This is a genomic window from uncultured Senegalimassilia sp. (genome assembly GCF_902464545.1).
Lineage (GTDB): Bacteria > Actinomycetota > Coriobacteriia > Coriobacteriales > Eggerthellaceae > Senegalimassilia.
The window spans coordinates 1-18,600 of record NZ_CABQJR010000015.1 but is presented as its reverse complement, the minus strand read 5'-3'; the positions used below and the strand labels follow the sequence as shown (position 1 = coordinate 18,600).

At 56.3% G+C, this 18,600-nt stretch carries 10 protein-coding genes; 5 read left to right on the top strand and 5 right to left on the bottom strand.

Going from position 1 to position 18,600, the window contains the following annotated elements:
• Positions 1–93: 93 nt before the first annotated feature.
• Positions 94–1,668 carry a hydroxylamine reductase gene (gene hcp / locus RDW26_RS05565; RefSeq protein WP_307982835.1) on the top strand — a complete coding sequence of 525 codons (1,575 nt, stop codon included), beginning with the start codon at positions 94–96 and terminating at the stop codon, positions 1,666–1,668.
• A 223-nt stretch (positions 1,669–1,891) separates the two neighbouring features.
• Here hcp and RDW26_RS05560 read toward each other — a convergent pair whose 3' ends face one another.
• Complete coding sequence (locus RDW26_RS05560; RefSeq protein ID WP_307982834.1) at positions 1,892–2,800, bottom strand: DMT family transporter; 909 nt, start codon at positions 2,798–2,800, stop codon at positions 1,892–1,894.
• Positions 2,801–2,959: 159 nt separating this feature from the next.
• Here RDW26_RS05560 and RDW26_RS05555 point away from each other — a divergent pair, with 159 nt between their 5' ends.
• From RDW26_RS05555 to RDW26_RS05545, 3 genes are all read left to right on the top strand, one after another.
• Complete coding sequence (locus RDW26_RS05555) at positions 2,960–3,826, top strand: LysR family transcriptional regulator (protein ID WP_307982833.1); 867 nt, start codon at positions 2,960–2,962, stop codon at positions 3,824–3,826.
• A gap of 133 nt (positions 3,827–3,959) precedes the next feature.
• Positions 3,960–4,508, top strand: a complete 549-nt coding sequence (locus tag RDW26_RS05550) for a GNAT family N-acetyltransferase (RefSeq protein ID WP_307982832.1) — start codon at positions 3,960–3,962, stop codon at positions 4,506–4,508.
• Between the two features lie 703 nt (positions 4,509–5,211).
• Positions 5,212–11,895, top strand: coding sequence for an FN3 associated domain-containing protein (locus RDW26_RS05545; RefSeq protein WP_307982831.1), 6,684 nt, complete (start codon positions 5,212–5,214; stop codon positions 11,893–11,895).
• A gap of 1,326 nt (positions 11,896–13,221) precedes the next feature.
• On the opposite strand, the gene RDW26_RS05540 is transcribed toward RDW26_RS05545, so the two are convergent.
• The gene (locus tag RDW26_RS05540; RefSeq protein ID WP_307982830.1) at positions 13,222–14,424 is read right to left on the bottom strand and encodes a radical SAM protein; all 1,203 of its coding nucleotides are present in this window, start codon (positions 14,422–14,424) and stop codon (positions 13,222–13,224) included.
• Between RDW26_RS05540 and RDW26_RS05535 the strand changes: the two genes are divergently transcribed.
• Positions 14,416–14,634: a helix-turn-helix domain-containing protein gene (locus RDW26_RS05535; protein WP_307982829.1), complete on the top strand. Its 219-nt coding sequence runs from the start codon at positions 14,416–14,418 to the stop codon at positions 14,632–14,634. The two genes, RDW26_RS05540 and RDW26_RS05535, sit on opposite strands and share 9 nt — an antisense overlap.
• A 20-nt stretch (positions 14,635–14,654) precedes the next feature.
• Here the strand turns inward: RDW26_RS05535 and RDW26_RS09135 are convergent, their stop codons facing one another.
• The 3 genes from RDW26_RS09135 to RDW26_RS05525 form a co-directional block, all read right to left on the bottom strand.
• Positions 14,655–14,816 carry a type IV toxin-antitoxin system AbiEi family antitoxin domain-containing protein gene (locus RDW26_RS09135; RefSeq protein ID WP_374110311.1) on the bottom strand — a complete coding sequence of 54 codons (162 nt, stop codon included), beginning with the start codon at positions 14,814–14,816 and terminating at the stop codon, positions 14,655–14,657.
• 387 nt (positions 14,817–15,203) lie between these two features.
• Complete coding sequence (locus RDW26_RS05530; protein WP_307982828.1) at positions 15,204–16,016, bottom strand: helix-turn-helix transcriptional regulator; 813 nt, start codon at positions 16,014–16,016, stop codon at positions 15,204–15,206.
• 636 nt (positions 16,017–16,652) lie between these two features.
• Positions 16,653–17,861: an ATP-binding protein gene (locus RDW26_RS05525; protein ID WP_307982827.1), complete on the bottom strand. Its 1,209-nt coding sequence runs from the start codon at positions 17,859–17,861 to the stop codon at positions 16,653–16,655.
• Positions 17,862–18,600: the final 739 nt, after the last annotated feature.

Here is an 18,600-nt window from a genome sequence, read left to right as displayed (position 1 = left end):
GCTTCACCTGTAGGTTCTACAACAGAAATGTATGAGATACCACAGTATAGTGCAGTCACTTCGAAAAGACACCATTTAATTGAGGAGCGCGAAATGACTGACGAGAACATGTTCTGCTTCCAATGTGAACAAACGGCGGGATGCACCGCCTGTACCGGAGCCGCCGGCGTATGCGGCAAGACCGCCGATGTGGCTCGGCTGCAAGACGAGCTGACCGGGGCATTGATCGCCCTGGCCCGAGCAGAGAACGGCGGAAAGGGGGATTCCGAGTCTGATGGGCTTATGCTCGAAGGCATGTTCGCCTGCGTGAGCAACGTCAGCTTCGACCCTGAGGCCATCGCCGCCCTTGAGCGCCGCGTTCGCGCTAAGGCTATCGCCCTGGGCGAATTCGATCTGTACGATATGGGCGAGTTGTGGGATGCTCAGGAGGATATCCGCAGCCTGAAGAGCTTGCTGCTTTTCGGCATGCGCGGCGTGGCGGCGTATGCCTATCATGCGCAGGCGTTGGGGAAGTCGGATCCTGCTGTGACAGCGTTCCTGTATGAGGGTATGCGGGCCGTCGGCTCCGATCTGGGCATGGACGAGCTGCTGCCTTTGGTTCTCAAGTGCGGTGAGGTCAACTTGGCCGCTATGGCGGCTTTGGAGGACGCGAACATCTCCGCCTACGGCAAACCCGAGCCTGCGACAGTTGAGCTCAAGGTCGAGGCGGGCCCCTTCATCGTGGTCACCGGCCATGACCTGCACGACCTCAAGCAGCTTTTGGAGCAGACCGAAGGCCGCGGCGTGAACGTGTACACCCACGGCGAGATGCTCCCCGCAAACGCCTATCCCGAGTTGCGCAAGTATCCGCACCTGAAAGGCAACTACGGTACCGCATGGCACAACCAGCGCAAGGAATTCAAGGACCTTCCCGCGCCGATCCTGTGGACTACCAACTGCCTGCTGAAGCCGGACGAGTCGTATGCCGACCGCGTGTTCACCACCGGCCCTGTGAGCTTCCCGGGCGCGCATGTCGTCGAGGCGGGCGAAGACGGCGCCAAGGACTTCTCGGCCCTTATCGATAAGGCGCTGGAGCTGGGCGGTTGGGCCGATGATCGGACCTTTGCCGGCATCAACGGCGGCACCAGCGTCACCACCGGATTCGGCTACGATACCGTGATGAGCGTCGCTCCCGCCGTCATCGATGCGGTCAACTCCGGCGACATCAAGCGCTTTATCCTACTGGCGGGCTGCGACGGCATGCGCAAGGAGCGCAGCTACTACACCGACTTCGCCAAGATGGCGCCGTCCGACTCCGTTATCCTGACCCTTGCCTGCGGCAAGTACCGCTTCAACGACCTGGACCTGGGCAGTATCGGCGGCATTCCGCGCCTGCTGGACGTCGGCCAGTGCAACGACGCCTACGGCGCGATCAAGATCGCGCTCGCGTTGGCAGATGCTTTCGGCTGCGGTGTGAACGATCTGCCGCTTTCCATGGTGCTCTCCTGGTACGAGCAGAAGGCGGTGTGCATCTTGCTCACGCTGCTGCACTTGGGCATCAAGGGCATCTACTTGGGTCCCACGCTTCCGGCGTTCGTGAGCCCTGGTGTGCTGCAGGTGCTGGTGGACAACTACGGCATTCGCCCCATATCCACTCCCGAAGCCGACCTTGCCCAGATCATGGGCTAACCGGCCGATCGTTCCCCTTGGACGGGATTCATCCAAGGGTTGGGCTGCGACCTGAGTCGCTGCTTTTGTCCCTGTCGGCGGATACGCCAGCGCTGATGGCTATGGGAGAGGTTTGTACCCGGCAAGCGTTTCGCGCCAGGGCGCCATGGCCGGTTCGCTAGAGTTTCGTAAGCCTCGCGACTGTGTCGCCTCGCACGGAGGCGGCTTTAGCTGGGAGGGGGGCTTACGAAACCCGCTTGGGCTCAACCGCCATCGCCTCTTGCGGGTAGGCCGGGGCATGCAGACGAGGCGGCTCGATGGTGGCGACGAACACGCCGGCCATGATGAGCGCCGCGCCCAGGAAGGCGATGGGGGTCAAGACCTCGCCGACAAGGAAAAACGAGAACACGGCAGAGCAGACCGGTTCAAGCGAGAAGGCGAACCCGGTGGTCTCGGCGGGAACGTGCGGCTGCACGTAGGCCTGGGTGATGAAGCCGTAAGCCGAGCAGATGAGCGCGAGGGCGATGATGACCGTGAACTCGGTCGGGGTGCTGGGAAGCGTGATGCCGCCGAGCGCGGCCGCGCCGATGCCCGAGAACAGGCCGGCGAAGGCCAGCTGCCAAACGCCCAAAGCCAGCGGGTCGACCTGTTCGACGAAGCGCTTGCTGATGATGATGTGGGCGGCGTAGACGAACGCCGAAAGCAACATGACGAGCGCGCCGGGGTTGAGACTGGTGAAGTCGGCGCCCGAGAGCAGCAGCATGCCGCCGGTGACGACGGCGGTGCCGATGAGCACCTTGCGCTCGGGGGCGCGACGCAGCAGCAAAGCGTTGGCGAACGGCACGATCACGACCGTCAGGCTTTGCAAAAAGCCGGCAGTGGAAGCCGAGGTGAGGCTCGAGCCCAGGCACATGCAGGTGAGCTCGACCGCCATGATGGCGCCGATGACGGCGGCGCGGACGATGAGGTCGCGGTTGATGCGGAAGGTGCACTTGTGAAAAAGCAGCACGCAGACGATGAAGGCGATGGTGCAGCGCAGCGCGACGATGCTCGTGGCGTTCATGCCGTCCATGCCGATTTTCATCAAGGGGTATGAGAAGCCCCATGCGACGGGAACGGAAAACGAGAGCGCGATTGCCTTTTTGCGATCCATGGGACTCCTTTTGTTTCGGAATTGTTTCACGAAAAGGATTGTGCGCTGCTAAAACGATGTAGTAAAGCGAATGTATCTTCAGTATGATTAAGCAATGCTAATAGAAGATATGCAGGCCGGGGCAAAACGTTTCACGGCCCCTTTTGCTACGGAGGCGTTATGACATCACGGTATCAGGTCGTCTGCGCGGTGGTCGATCGCGGGAGCCTTAAGGCGGCGGCCGACGAGCTGGGTTACACGCAAAGCGCGGTCAGTCAGGCGGTCAAGGCGCTCGAGCGCGAGCTGGGCACCACGATCTTGGAGCGGGGCAAGCAAGGCGTTTTGCTCACGCGCGACGGGGAACAGTATCTGCCCTACCTGCGCCAGATCGTGACGGCAGAGGCCGAGCTTGAAGGGAAGCGCCAAGAGCTGCTGGGCCTGTCTTCGACCGACATCCGCATAGCAACCTTCACCAACGTGAGCCGCACCGTGCTGCCGCGCGTGATCCGCGGATTCAGCGCTTTGCATCCTGGCGTGCACTTTACCCTCAAGCAGGGCGATTACACGCGCAATGCCCAGTGGGTGCACGACGGCGTGGTCGATTTTTGCTTTACCGCGCGGGGTTTCACGGCAGGTTTGGACATGCATATGGTTTATCACGACGAGATGGTGGCGCTGGTGTCCTCTGAGCATCCGCTGGCCGCTAAAGAGCAGGTGACGCTTGAAGATCTGGCGGCCGAACCTTTCCTTTTGCTTGACGAGGGCGAGCAGAGCCTGGTGCTCGATGCGTTTGCCGCTCATGGGCTGCAGCCGCTGGTGACGGGCGAGGTGACCGACGACTACACCATCATGGCGATGGTCGAGGAGGGCCTGGGCGTCAGCATGCTCTATCGCCGCACCGTGGAGGGCGTGCGCGCCGATATCAAGGTGCTTCCGATCGCGGCGGCGCCATCGCGCGACGTGGTGGCGGCATGGCGCAGCTGGAACACCATGCCCATCGCCACCAGGAAGTTCATCGATTACATGAGCGCTCATATCGAGGCTTAGCTGTGTGCGGTATCGCAAATGGGACTGCCGGTGGTTGACCGCGAGGTTTCCCTGGACGTTGTGTTGACCTTTGTCGTAGCGAATACAATGGAGCGATCAGCATCAATCGAAATTAGTCGATGGGGGGGTAGATATGCAATTGATAACAGAGCGGCTGATACTCCGCCCATGGGCCGAAACGGACGCAGAGGACCTGTACAGATACGCGAAGGACGGCAGGGTGGGGCCGATTGCCGGTTGGCCGCCTCACTCGAGCGTTGACAACAGCGCAGAAATCATCCGTACCGTATTTTCCGCGCCGGAGACGTACGCCGTTTGCCTGAAGGAAGAGAACAGGGCCATCGGAAGCATAGGGTTGATGATCGGCGCGCGGTCCGACAAGGAGATTCCGGACACCGAGGGGGAAATCGGCTACTGGATCGGCGTCCCGTTCTGGGGCAAGGGGCTGATACCGGAGGCGGTTCGAGAGCTCGTTCGCCATGGTTTCGAGGACTTGAAACTGGACAAAATCTGGTGCGGATACTTCGACGGGAACGAGAAATCGAAACGCGTTCAGGAAAAATGCGGCTTCACCTGGCACCGCACTCGCAAGGACGTCTACTGCGAGCTGATGGGTGACACCCGCACAGAGCAGATCACGTGCCTGACGAGAGGTGATTGGCTGAATCAGCCCAAAGCTTGATAAGCAACATGGGTTCTGCGATCAGCTCGCAAACCCCAGGTCGCAAGTCTTCGTCAGCGGTGAGCAAAGTGAGTAGTCTCAGGTGGCTTGTCCATGAGTCGAACCGAGTTCGCGATTTGGGGTACAGGTGTGATTAGAGGATGAAGCCTTCCTTTTCGGGAAATCGCCCGTTTAACTGATAGCTCTCGAAAATGAGACGCAGCAGCCGCATGTAAATGCGGGGGCGGCAGTCCGATGCCTCGGCGTCGACGCCGCACAGCCCGCCAACTACGATGCTTCCGTCGCTAATACAGGCTCCGCAGCATATTGCTCGAATCGTGCCCAGAATTCGAGGCGCAAGCCGACCTCTCGGGCCCGGCGACCCTCGAGCTCATGGCCGCGGCGAGGAAGCGGCTCGAGGTGATTTACACGATCATGGGGGACAAGGTTCCGTACGCAGCCTAACGGCCGGCGGAGATCGCAGGCCCGGCAGGGCCTGCGTCAGCATTGCCAAAAACGCCCATCGAAAGGGCGAATCCCTCTTGACAGAACTATAGGAACACCCCTTTTTTCTGCAGCTGATGCTTTCCTGGCGCGTTATGCGCTTGCGATCTTGACCTTGCTAGACGGAGCCAACTATACGAACAGCATCATTGTCCCAGTTGAATCATAGGTTCGCATATACGAACCTATGAATTCCTTTCTCATTAGCGCAAAGATTAGCGTGAACTATCAGCAAAATCAAAAAGAGAAGGACGCTGCTATGAAACGAAATGCCACGCGTCGGGAAAAGCGGATGACATTGCGCGCAAGAGGAAGACGGGCATGCGCGTGCATGCTTTCGCTGGTGCTTGCAATAGGACTCGTTCCTAGCTTTGGCATAGCCGAGGTTGCCCAGGGCGAAGCTGGCGTTGCGGCGAATGTTGCCAGCGCATCAGACGATGCTGCGAACACTGAAGCCGTAGGCATGGCCAATGGCACCGATGCCCCCGATTCGCAGAAGGTGGCCATTCCCGAAAGCAGCACGGCTATCGATGCCGCCGTCATTTTCGAAGGAAACGAGCCTGGGGCGGCTTCTGACAAAAATGGCGAAGAGGCCGGCTCCGATTCGGCTCCATCCGCCGCTCGCGATGCAGCTTCCGCGCAGGGCAGTAGCGCAAGCGCCAGCGCTGACGCAGCTGCTGCGCAGGATGACGCCGCTACTCCCGCCGACGACCCCGAAGTAGGTCCGAACCCCTTTAAGCAAAGTGTGGATGCGCAGTCGCTGCTTGGCTTGGACAACTACGACAAACACGTTATGGTAGACAGCGAGGGCAACGTCGACAAAACCGAGACAGCCAAGCGCTGGAAAACGAAAGTCGGCTGCGAGGGTAAAAAGATGTGGGCAGGTACGCTCATCCAAGACAATGGCTACTGGGACCAGCCGGGGTGGAGCTTTGCAGTCGACTGGCCGCAGCCAAACCCCCTGCACGATGCTGAGGTGTATGCCTACATTGAAAAAAACTACAGCGGTACAACTGACGGCGCGGAGCGCGACGTGGTTATTGCCGAGGGCGATGCTGGTCTTACGTCCGTCAACTTCCGTGATCTGTTTGACGGCAGCCATGATGTGCACATTGGCGACTTCGGCTTCGAATACAATCGCCTTAGTTCGCTTTCAATCCCCAGCTTCGTCAAAAAGATCAACATGGATGCGTTTATGCAGGATGGCACAAATGCGTCTTTGACTGACTTGCAATTCGAAGAGGGCATTGAGTGCATTGCGGGCGGGGCATTTACCAATTGCAACGGCCTTGCGAAGCAGGACCTGATTGAGTTTCCAAAATCGCTTAAATACCTTGACGGCGGAGCGTTTACGACGTGCGGCGCTCTGAAGGTGCGGTTCGACAATCCCGACATTCGTTTTGGCAGCCAGTACGACAGCGACCAAGACAACCCTTCTCTCCCTTTCGATGACGGTACAACTGTGTATGCCTACAAGAAGAAGAGCGACGGCACCGATTCTGACCCGTACCGCCTTTCGCAGCAGGATACCGAATCCTCCAAGCACTATAACTACGTATGGCTCGACGATGAATCGTCGGTTGTCACGGTTACCGGCAAAGTTGAACTTCCTGAAGGCGCTGCTCCCGGCGACGTGTCGGTAGTTATGGAGCAAAACGGCGCATTGAAGAAACTGGCGCTAGCCGAAGACGGATCTTTCACGTGTCCCGACGCAGCAATTGCTACTGAGTGTTCCATCACCGTGCAAATTGCTGGGTACTATGATAAAAACTACCTGCGCACCGCATCGCAGATGGGCTCCTCGTGGGATTTGGGAACAATTGCCGCGTCTGATTTCAAGAAAATCGCCGCTCAGCGCATGCTTCCGATAAGCGTCTATACAAAGAACGCCGCGAATGCGGAAGGCGAAGAAGCGCTCACGAATATTACGAGCAATCCTGGTTTATCGTTCAAGCTCAAGCGCGATGGCGTCGATCTGGCTTCGGGCGAAGACGCCGATTACGTCGTGCAGTGCAATTCTGTTGTGCTCTCCGAAGCGCTTGCGAACGAGGGCAACTTCGAGAGGCTTTCGCTCGAAGTTTCGACCAGCGATTCGCTGAAGCTTACGGGCGCTACGGTTGCCTACAGCAGCGAACGGGGCGGTTTCGAGGCAACCCTTTCTTCATGGGGCAGCGCACGTGTGTCCACGAATGCCGCGTATGAGGGCCGCAGTCGCGTATTCCTCTTCAGCGGGACCGACGCGAATGCGCGTTGCGTCGTGGACAGCTACACGTCGGTTGTATGGCCAGATGGTCAGGAAAACCCCAATTGGATTCTTTCTACGGGCAAGCTGAAGGCGGGAACCTATGTTGTGGCGGCATGCAAGCCAGACACGGTGCTCTCTGCATCGAACCTGGGAGTGTTGGAGCGTTCTGGCGTTCCGTACGCGAAAGCCGAAGTCGAAATAACCGACGATTCAGTGTCTGAGGTGACGCTCGACGTGCCCGATTACGACAAAGAGCAGCTGCTGAAGAATGCGGGGGTGAAATCAGCGCGCGTACAAGCCCCGGGTGACGGTGTGGTTGCTGGGTGCGAAACAATAATCGAAGTGGCCTATGACCTCGATAAGCCAATGCCGCTCAAGTTCACCTTCGGCATTCCTTCCGCTGATTATCACGGCGTAAGCGCATCACTGAAAAGCTCAGGTAATGCGTCTTGTGGGGTATATGGGGACAGCCTGGTTGTTAATGTCGATGCGCAAACGACCTCTGATGTGCTCTATATTGCGTTTACGCCCGATAAGCAGCAGGTTTACTCGCTTCCCGTGTCGCTCGAGGCGGGCGATAAGGTGATTCCTTTGGGTGATGCGTCGTTCCTCGCACGAGGAATGACGGTCAAGGTTGCCGACAACTGCGTAAAAGATACAGGCAATCAGGCCACGGTGTACGGCGCGCCTTCGTCGTTTATCGAGCTTTCCATTGCTGGCAAAACGGTGGGAACGGCATATACGAACGCGCTTGGTCATGCGCAGATTTCATTTGACATTCCCGAAGAAGTCACCCAGGGTCTTCTGTTCGGCGACTACGTAAAACTTGATGCGAAAAGTGAACAGGTTGATGCTCATCTCGATTGCTTCTATCGCCCAGGTGCGAAAATCAAGACGTTCAGCATAACGAATGCGGGCAAAACCCAAACAAGAATCGTTAATGGGAAAGAGACCTACGATAACCTCACCGTTCTGTATCAACTCCCAAAGAAAAAGAATGCATATTGGACGTTTGATGTGACGGTTGACAACGCCACTGCGCAGATCAACGCCGGCGATGTGCTTATGATGTACGCGAAGCTGACAAATGGGGAAAGTGTTGCGGTACCTCTTGCCCTTGTATCGCAAGGAGACGAGGGCTCACGTTACGTGGGCGAATACGTAGACGAAGAATACCTGGCGTTGCTTGAGGAAAACGAGGGCGAGGGGTATCTCTCCTCGGAATTGCTCCAGTCGAAGAATCTCTTCATTCCCGAAAGCTACAGCTTTAGCAACTTCGCGCTTTCCTACAAGGCAAACCTTGATGAAGATTACGAAGAGCGCGCGAAAAAGCGCATTGAAGATGAGGTTGCCGAAAGGCAGCAGCAATACAGTGCCTTCTGGGCGGACTACTGGGCGGGCTTTGAGGTGGATGACACCGCCAAGCAGCAGGCCCAGGAAGTCGATGCCGCTTTGGGCGAGGTTGTAGCGCAGCTCGCCGAGCGAGATGATGCGAGCAGCGAAGACGTACAGGCCACCATTGCCGAAATTGAAGCGTTGCGCCCTGATTTCCGCGACTTCGGATCTGCGCTCGCTCCTGACGATGACCTCTGGATTGCCTCGATCGATTCGCCTATTTTCACAGGGAAGCTGCCAGACGATATCAGCTGGACGGCTCCCACCGATGCCGAGCTCAAGGAGTGGTATGGCGACGAGATTCTGATGGACGACAACGGCAATGTCGTTCTCGATGAGAACGGCAACGAGCAAAAACTCACCGACATTGCACGCAAGTCCTTCGATGATGTTCAGCAGGAAATTGAGCAGAAAAACGCATGGGCGCGCAATACGCAAAAGACAATCGTGAACGGCCTTGACAAGCTGGGTCGCGAATCGGGCGTGGGCGCGCCGAGCGAATCGGGTTCGCCCTACACCCTGATAGACAACGTCATGAAGAAGGAGTGCGGCGATACGCTAACCATTTCGGACGGAGATAACGCGAAGGGCGAGCAGATATCCTCTTCGACGAATGGTCGTTTTACGGGTGATTACTTCGTCACCGAAGAACAGAAGAATGGTAAAGACGGCAAAACGCCTGGGATTTTCTCGGGGATGACCGCTCGCGTGACAGAAGAGGCACCCCAAGGTGTCGAGGCGCCTGCGCGTGTTACGACTTATACGTCCAATTTCGATGAAGCTCATGAGCGTAGCGACGCCGCCGAAGCGGATATGTGGTCATCAGCGTGGAGCATTGCGCGAGGTCAGGTGCTCGAACTGGCATCGGGGGGCTTAGATAAAGCGAATGAGATCACAATCGTGAACATCATCAACAGACGTTTGATGGAGCATATGCCAGTAAGTGAGGTTTCGCCTCTTATGGAGGCATATGCGAAAGCGAACTTGTTCGAGAAGGAAATGGAGGAAATTGGTAGAGCGAACAAGATGATGCAAACAGGCAAGGGCGTAACGGGCGTGCTCGGCTTGGCTAACGATTACTTCGGTATGGATAGCGCGAAGAATTCGCTCATTGACAGCGGCAACGAGATTCGTCTCATCGAAACGGACATCGAGAATATCTACCAGCTCATTAAATACTGGCGTGCGTACAATCCCTGCGACAGCGATTGCCAGCGCTGCCTCGACGCGTTGTATGCCGAGCTTGAAGCCGCCGAGAAATACAAGGAATACCTTGTTGCCGAAGATGACAACAACTATTCGGATGTTATGAGGGGCTGCGGCACCTCAACGCTGAACGCCATGCTGGCAGTATGCAGCCTTTATGGTTCGGGCTCGTTCGGGGCGGCGGGTTCTGCGGGAGTGTATGGGTTTTCCGACCTTATTGGCAACTTCGTTTCCAAGGTTTCGCTCTGTGCCGATGTGGCTTCGACATCTGCTCACATGTTGCGTGCTCCTTGGGCTGACGTTGCCAAGAACGAATACGCCGAGGCAACGGCGTATCGCATGAGCGTATGCAAGAATTCCGGGAAGAAGAAAAGCGAGGACGATGAATACCGTGAAACGATCGATTGGGACCGTTTCTATGGGTCGGATGTTCGCTGCCGCAATTATGGTGCGAATGTCATTCTCGACCCATCGGGCGTGGTGTATGAGGCGTTGGAGAGCAATCCCGTAGAGGGCGCAACGGCTACGTTGTGGACAAGGGGCTCCGCTTCCGGCGGGTCCGAGCAGGAATGGAACGCTGAGGCGTACGAGCAGCGAAACCCGCAAACGACCAGCGGCGATGGTTCGTTCGCGTGGGATACTCCCACAGGTCAGTACCAGGTGCGCGTAAGCAAGGACGGCTATCGCGATTCGGCGAGCGAGTGGCTCAATGTGCTTCCGATTCAGACAGGTGTGAACATCAAGCTAGAGTCCTTAAAAACACCCGAGGTTCAAGAAGCCTGGGCTGATCCCAACTGTATCGAGATCGCATTCGACCAGTACATGAAGGCATCGGATTCCCTCGAGGCGACCCTGGATGGAGTTGCCGCCGAACGCATAGAGTGGGTTGATCCTCGGGAGGCGTCCGAGGCGGATGGCTACGGCACGCTTTCTCGCGTGCTGCGGATATACCCGACAAGCTCGCTTGCTGAAGGATCTCAGGTGAACCTCGCCATAAAGGGCTTGCAGAATTACGTGGGCACGGCTCTGGCAACGCAGGGGGGGAATTGGTCGCAGCAGCTGACGGTTTCCAAACATCCCTCCCAGCTTGTGGCTAATTTCGAAAACGCTGTGGTGCTTCAGCAGAATGCCGGCGAGCCGGTGCAGGTTATCGCATATGTGCGCTATGCCGACGGGTCGCCTGTGGCTGGTCAGCGCGTGGTTGCGAAGCTGGAATCGGGTAGCCTTGCGTCGTTCAAAGGCGCCGCGTTCCAGAGCGCTGCGGACGGGAGCGTGTGGGTTGAGGCCACGACCGACGCAGAGGGCAAGGCGAGCTTCCTGCTGGCAGGCGAATTGCCTGGCATGACGACGCTTGAGCTTTCTGCAAGCGGCACCGATCTTACTAAGGAGATAGCCGTGCGTGTGACGTCTGATGCGGCGCAGCCCGCGCGCCCCATGGCAACGATTGACGGCGCCGTATTCGATGCAGCTTCGCCGAAGGAGAATTCGATCGAGGTTGCGAAGGGCTCTCTTTTGGATCTTTCCTGCAGTACGGAAGGCGCAACTATCTACTACACCACCGACGACACGTGCCCGTGCATTGAAGACGGTTCGCGCGTTGAGTACACGGCTCCTGTTCCGGTGACGCAGAATACGCGATTCCGAATTGCGGCGTACAAAGAAGGCATGGCCTTCGAAGCTTATAGCGAGCGGTTGAATCTTAATGTGACGGTTGCCGATTCTCAGGAGCCTAGTCCTGATCCTGGGCCTGTTGATCCTGGTCAAAAGCCTGGCTCCGATCTGAGCAATCCAGACGGCGGAACAGCACAGCCTGGTGGGTCGGGTGCTACTTCTGGCGATACCTCAGAAGGCGGCGATTCCGCCGCAGACCCAGGTGCGAGCGGTGCTTCAGGTGCGGAGCAAGAAGACGATGCCAATGCCGAGGCAACGGGTGTAGCATGTGCTGCAACCGGTGATTCGTCTGGTTGGGCGGTTGCGGCGCTTGTTGCGGGTGCTGTGCTCGCGGCGGGTGCGGCGACCTGCGTTTTCCTCAAACGCAGGCGCGAACGGCAGAGCTAGCTGCGCGAGCAGCCCCTGCGGAGGCGCTCCGCCTCGTCGGATCGCCTCCGCCTCGCCTCAAATGGCACGCGGCTAGTTGGCACGATGCCTCCGAGGCTTATCCCCGAGCGCTTCGCCGCGGCAGCAATCGCCCCATTCGTTCCAAAGCGTTCGGCAATGGCGAGATATTGACGCTGTGCGTTCCCGGGCGTTCGACGATGACAAGATTGGTAGTCGGTGGTGACTTGATGAATGAAGAAGTGTCATTCACAGACGAAGACTGGGAAAAGTTATTCTCAGAATAAAACTAATCAATGATCGTGTCGAGAATGTTGGTGTGGCGGTCAGTCCGCTTGCCGGGCCATTGGCGCACGCCATCAGGCATCAATTAGCCTCCGTTCCAACGCAGAAACGGAGGCTAGATTACCGTATTAACTCACCGCCGGCGCTGGCGGCTTTGCCATGGCCATCGTACGAAACGAAACTCAGCAGCACAGTACGGCACTCAAAAGTGCAGGTCAAAGCCCTGTCGGCTTACTCCCGCTCAATGGCGTCGGTTCTGTCGTCCCGTCATTCCAGTTGCACCCAGTCTTCCGCGGCAGGCCGAGGCAAGTGCTGCCAAGTAACACCATGTCGCGTTTCGTCGGCTTCGGGGACAAAAGCCGGGACAGTTTCAAAAAACACCTTAAACTCAGGGTATTGAGTTTTTGTTTTTGTCTCAAAGTGCGCGGCGAGCTGCCTTTGGAGACTCAATAGCGCCGAAAACGCCCGCTTTGAAACTCAACCGTCCTTTAGCATGCAAGCCGCCAGCTGCAATCGTAAGTGAATCAACGCGGGCGGCTCGCGCACCGTTTGCAAAACCCCAGGTCATAGGACTTCGTTGTCGGTAAACAAAGTGAGTAGTCTCAGGTGGCTTGCTTATGAGTTGAATCAATACCGCGATTCGCGACGCAGCCGTGGCATCTCCATCGTCTGATCCCCGGGCTTGTCTTAACCGCTGCACGATATGGCGGTAGGTGCGTTGCGGTGGGATAATGTCAGCCAAGAAAGATTCAAAAGAACGGATGTGCACCTTTGGTATGGCATCAAAGGAACGGTAGATAAAAAGCTTTCATCGCAACTCGAAGTGTTAGGAGCACAAGGTTACCCGTTCAGATACAAGATATTCACCGAGCTCGGTCATGGCGGTTTGGCGGGAGAGCATCCCGAGCAATTCTTAGAGGAAATGATAAAAGCGCACGAATCATAACCAAGGATTGTTTTAAGAACAGCTTTAGCCATCGAGGACACCAGACGTTTTTCCGGACGTCAAGGTCACGCGGCGCAGCCCCTCACGCCGAGCGCGCGTCAGAGCGAGGGCAAATTCTCGCGGTAGCGGCGCAAGTCGTTCTCGTCGCACCTTTGCAGGATGTCGTCGAGTTCGGAAAGCAAGCGAGGCTTGTCTGCAGGCAGATCACCTTCCAGAAAGAAGGCGTTCGACGCGCCCATGAGGGCAATCTGGGTGGGAACGTCAAGCTGCTCCACGAGTGCGCGGATTTCGCGGTACTTCTCGTGCTCGCTGCATTCCCGCCAAGCGCCGCATTCGATTTCCTGCGCCAGTTCCGAATTTGGGAACACGGTGAGCATGTTGGGACCAATGAGGAACGGGTGCAGCTGATTGAACACGGCGGCCGAGGTTTTCGCACCTGCGATGCCGCGCCCTTTGCCGTGGATTCCCACGAGGTAGAAAAACGAGTAGTCGATGCCCGCCGTCTCGAGGCGGCGGCATTGCTCCAGGATGTCGCGCGAGGTGTAGCCCTTGCGCATGAAGCGCAGCGCATCATCGTCGCCGGTCTCGACGCCGATGGTGAGCCTGGTGAAGCCCGCTTCGCGCAAACGCTTGAGGTCGCCGTCGGTTTTGCGCAGCGAGTCGGTGATGCGCGCAAAACAGCCGATGGTCTCGACGCTGGGCAGGTAGCGGTGGATCATGCCGGCGATTTCCAGCAGTTTTCCCGCGGGTAGTGCAAACGGGTTCGCTCCCGTGAGGAATACGCGCCTGATGCCTTCCGGCCGCGCTTGGCCGAGCAGGCGCGCCATCATGGGGGCATCGGGACTTGTGCGCAGCGTTTGTGCTTCCAGCAGGTCGAACTCGATGGCGCCCATATCGGGCCCGCGGAACTTGAAGGGCAGCTCATCGTAAAGCGTGCAGAACTTGCATGCGCGGTGGGTACAGCCGGCGGTCGCTTCGAGCAAAAGGGAATCCCATTCGTAGGGTGGTCGCCATATGGTACCGGTGTAGTGCATGATGCCTCCAATCGGGTCGTGCGAAGCGGGGCGGCGCTGTATTGCGCCTTGCTTCTTGTTGGCTGGTATCATGCAAAAGAAGATTTCCGAATTGAAGTACTGTCTTTTTCTGGAGTACCTGGCTGGCGAACGGGGGAGTGGGCTTTGGCAAGGCGAACAGGTCAAGAAATCGAACGCTGCCGCGCGGTATCGACCATCCAGCGCATGATCGGCGGGAAGTGGAAGATAGAGATCCTGTTCTACATAGCGTTGCGCGATGTGCGCCATTTTGGCGAGCTGCGTCGCTGCATCGGCACCATCAGCGAGTCAACGCTTTCCAGGCAGCTGCGCGAGCTGGTGATCGACGGCATGCTCGAGCGCATCAACCACGGCCAGGTCCCTCCCAACGTGGAATACGTGCTCACCAAGCAGGGCGAAAGTTTCGTCCCTATCCTCATAGCGATGAAAACCTGGGGTGAGGAACAGCTGGGGTTATAGGTGCATTGACCTAGCCGACCTCAAGGCGGCATCCGTGGATGAAAAACGATTGGAGGCAGTTTCTCAAGCCGTGAGACCGCATAACGCTCCACGCCCGCATGTTGCGCCTGCGCCGTCGTGAACAGGCCCCTTTGCGAGAAGGCGATATCGCTGGGTTTCCGTATGGCTTCGATTGCTTTCATGTTTGGATTGTGGCAAATCAAGTAACAATTCAAGCGAGCTTTAAGCGGGAAAAACGATATCGATAATCATATCAGCCTCTAGCTGCTTTGCTGTTGTATACGATATGGGAAACCTTCCTCCATAGACGTAGCCGCATACGACTGGTTCAAGTTGCGTGAATGGGGAAATGGCATCTCGACATGGCTGCAAGGTCGCGCAACTGCATTCCGTGGGCGTAAAGAGGTGCTCGCGGTAAGCAGCGCAGTTGTGGACCTGGCTGATTCCTGCTAGTCGATTATTGGCACCGTTTCAAAGTGCTCTCTTCGGCCTCACCTTGTGGATGGACGGAATCCCTAAGGCGAGGCCGTGGTTACGGTTGACCATGTACGCTAGGAGCTCAATCTTTGCTAGCGTTGATCGAGATAGAACTGAGGTTCGAACCATCTATCGTAGTGATACGCTTCATCCTTGGAAGTCCATCGCGTATCGTAGAGAAATGCGCTCAAATCATCATCGCCGCAGAGGTCTTCTGGCCATTCTTTCCAGCCTTCACTGTTCTGCCATTCGGCATTATCCGGAGCTTCTCCTTCGGTGGCTGGTGTCCATTCGCCGATTGCGTCAAAAGAAAGATCGCGAATGAGCCGGACGAGGAGTTCTTCGGCGGGGCTGTGCGCGTTCATTTTTGTCCCGAAGCGAGCGCGAGTTCGGTACTCTGCAAGAACAGTATTAAACCGGTAAACGAATTCGAAATCGTACCTTGTCAAAAATTGTAGGGGTAACATGTCGGCTAGCCAACTCGAATCCAGTTCACCTATATGCGTTCCTGCTGGCATTTTTCCTAGTTCTTCAAGATCGTCGTTCAGGTAGTCTAGAAGGATGTCGCTTCCCACGGCGAAGGAGACGGCTGCTTTGCGGCCGAATTCCTCGGCGAGGATCGGAGACCATGCCTTGTGAGAGGCATCAATTGAATTGAGCCAAGCATAGTCATCGCAATCAGGGAGCTCAACTCCCGGTTGGGGCAGGGAAGTCCAAGAAAGAGCTTTGCAAACGCCTTTAATCTTGTCGTTCCTAATCGAGTTTCCGGATTCGTATCGGAACCAAGTCTTTGTTCCGACGCCAGCTTTTCGGGCTGCTTCTTCTGCGCTCAGTCCTAGCTCATGGCGCCTCTGTTTGATTGAGTAGGCGAGAGCTAAACTACCTTCCTTTGTCCTCGGTGGCATATGTCCTCCTATCATAGTGTCAGAACCATGTATGTGCCTGTCATTATAATTGAAATTGTTGAGGATTAACATGCTTTCCGATTGTTCTTGGCGGTTTCCAACGGTTAGGTGAGAGCGCCCCCGTCTTCCTCCTGTATTATTCATTGATCAAAGAAAGCCTTCGGAATCTAAGTGATCCTGGGGGGCTTCATCGTTTTTTATTCAAAAACTCTGAGTGGCTTTACCTTATTCTGTTTGCTGATGACGGCTCGTGTCATCGTGAGAATAGTGATGGACGGCTTCCCCAGAATAGTCGCTGGTTATTTCCGCCAGTGATTAAGCGAATTCGCGTGCTGTCGTCTCGTGCCGTTGTCATGCCGTCAAGGGGTTGATTCGTGTGAGATTTCCCCGGTACCTCGGAGAGTCGTACCGCATCTGATTCGTCCAACATCGACTGTTCTAATCACCCCATTTATCACCTCAATGGCAGAATCGACTGAAGTGATAAATGAGGTGATAAACATGAATCTGACTTCCAAATTCGCATTGAAGACTCACATCATGGGCCTGGGAACGCACTTGGGATTCGCATCGCCTCGCTTGATGGCAAAATTACGTCCGTCGTAAAGGCGCATATTCCCCGAAATTGAAGTTTTTTCATTTTTGGGGAATAGCGCTACTTAGCCATTCGGCAGCGTCCACGATCCTTATTCCCTCGTGCTGATATTCAGGCTGATAGGTGCGCGCAATCAGAATTTTCGGATATGCGTCTTTTATCGCCAATAATGGGGACACCTCGCGCTCGAACGTCCGCTCCTCCGATATATCGTTCGCAACCTGGATATAGAGCTTCTCACCCTGCTTAATCGCAACGAAGTCGATTTCCTTCTTGTATAGCACGCCGACGTAAGCCTCGTAGCCGCGGCGCAGGAGCTCGATGGCAACGATGTTTTCCAGCACGCGGCCGTAGTCCATGTTCTTGGTTCCAAGGCGCGCGAACCGAAACCCTTGGTCGACAAGGTAATATTTATCCTCCGACCTTAGGTATCTTTTCCCACGGATGTCGTAGCGACGAATACGGTAGAAAGCGAAGGCCTTGCATAGCGCATCGACGTATTTGCCAATCGTCTTGTGGTCGGCTTTCGTTCTATTTGACCTGAGGGTGTCGGCGATGGAGCGCAACGATGTCAGGTTCCCGACGTTGTCCATAAGGTAGTCGATAAGAGCATGAAGCAGCTGCTCGTTCTTCACCTTGTATTTGCTGACGATGTCGCGAACCACCAGGGCGTTCAGAACTTCGGAGTTGATGTAGCGGCGCTTCTGCTCTTCCGTTTTGTATAAGAACGAGCCCGCCATGCCACCTTCCGCTATGTAGCCGGTCAGGCTGCTATAGATGTTTTGGGACGGGTAGTATTCAAGGTACTCGCTGAACGAAAACGGGTAAACGGGAATCTCGTACGTCCTGCCCACGAACAAGGTCGCTAAGTCGCTGCTTTGAAGGAAGGCGTTCGATCCAGTGACGAATATGCTGTACTTCTCCCTGGCATGCAGGCTATTTATGGCCTTCTCGAAGGACTCGCACATCTGTACCTCGTCGACGAGCAGGTAATTTCGATGTTCGGGCGCATAGTGGTCCTCCACGTAGGATTCCAGCGCCCGATATTCCATGAGGCTTTCGAAGTCGGTCAGGTTGTAGTTGATGTGGATGATGTTGGCATCGGGCTGCTGCTCCAAAATCTTTTTCGCCAATGCCTCCATGAGCTTCGACTTGCCAGATCTGCGGACGCCTGTGATGACCTTGATATCGGGAGCGTCGACTAGCTCCATCATCTCCGAAAGGTATGTCGAACGTTCTATGAGCTTCACGATTGGCCCCTTTGATAGTGCTTAATGATCGGCAATTCCCCAAAATTAAAAATCTTTTGATTTTGGGGAATTATACCGCTTCGATCTATTGCTACGTCAGTCAAAACGGAGAACCGCGCTTGCTTAGGCAATCATCACGAGACGGGCAGGGCTCTTGGAAGCCCTTGGGGACCCCAATTGCGGGTAGCTTTTCCGCACAAATGCAAATGCGTTTACATCGATTCCTGGTAATCCTATTGTCCATTGGGCGAAAGAGGCGTCGCCATGGATACCGAGCGCGGGTCGACGAGGGCGAGCGCGTGAACAGCACGGACCCGCCCAGAGGAGGCCCCTATCACCCAGAAGCGCCATGGCCTCGGCAAAGGCGTCGGGTCCAGCGAGCAAGATGTTTCTGGTTCCGCCGTTCCGTCATTCCAGTTGCACTCGGTTTCTCGCGTCGTCTCGCAGCCTCGCCTCATCAGCTCCAGGAAGATGGCGTTCTCGTACATGCGGCCCTAATCCATCATCTACTCCTTCTCGGTTTCGAAAGTCGTATTTCTTTAGAGTTTCGAAACCGAGAATGCAATATACACAAGGACGCGTCGAGGAGCGAATCCCGATCGTGTCATGTCGGCAGCGGCGTTGGGGCACATTCGCTCGTGCTACAATGCGGGCATCAGAGATGAAAACACAGTCCCCGTCGGGTAGTCGTGGGCGTGCGGGAGTCCGCATCAGTAACCTGCCTCCTTGGTTGTCCCTT

Bases quoted from the DNA above. Each gene is read 5' to 3' on its own strand.
- hcp (WP_307982835.1), top strand. From the start codon at position 94: ATGACTGACGAGAACATGTTCTGCTTCCAATGTGAACAAACGGCGGGA.
- RDW26_RS05560 (WP_307982834.1), bottom strand. From the start codon at position 2,800: ATGGATCGCAAAAAGGCAATCGCGCTCTCGTTTTCCGTTCCCGTCGCA.
- RDW26_RS05555 (WP_307982833.1), top strand. From the start codon at position 2,960: ATGACATCACGGTATCAGGTCGTCTGCGCGGTGGTCGATCGCGGGAGC.
- RDW26_RS05550 (WP_307982832.1), top strand. From the start codon at position 3,960: ATGCAATTGATAACAGAGCGGCTGATACTCCGCCCATGGGCCGAAACG.
- RDW26_RS05540 (WP_307982830.1), bottom strand. From the start codon at position 14,424: ATGGCGCACATCGCGCAACGCTATGTAGAACAGGATCTCTATCTTCCA.
- RDW26_RS09135 (WP_374110311.1), bottom strand. From the start codon at position 14,816: ATGAAAGCAATCGAAGCCATACGGAAACCCAGCGATATCGCCTTCTCG.
- RDW26_RS05530 (WP_307982828.1), bottom strand. From the start codon at position 16,016: ATGCCACCGAGGACAAAGGAAGGTAGTTTAGCTCTCGCCTACTCAATC.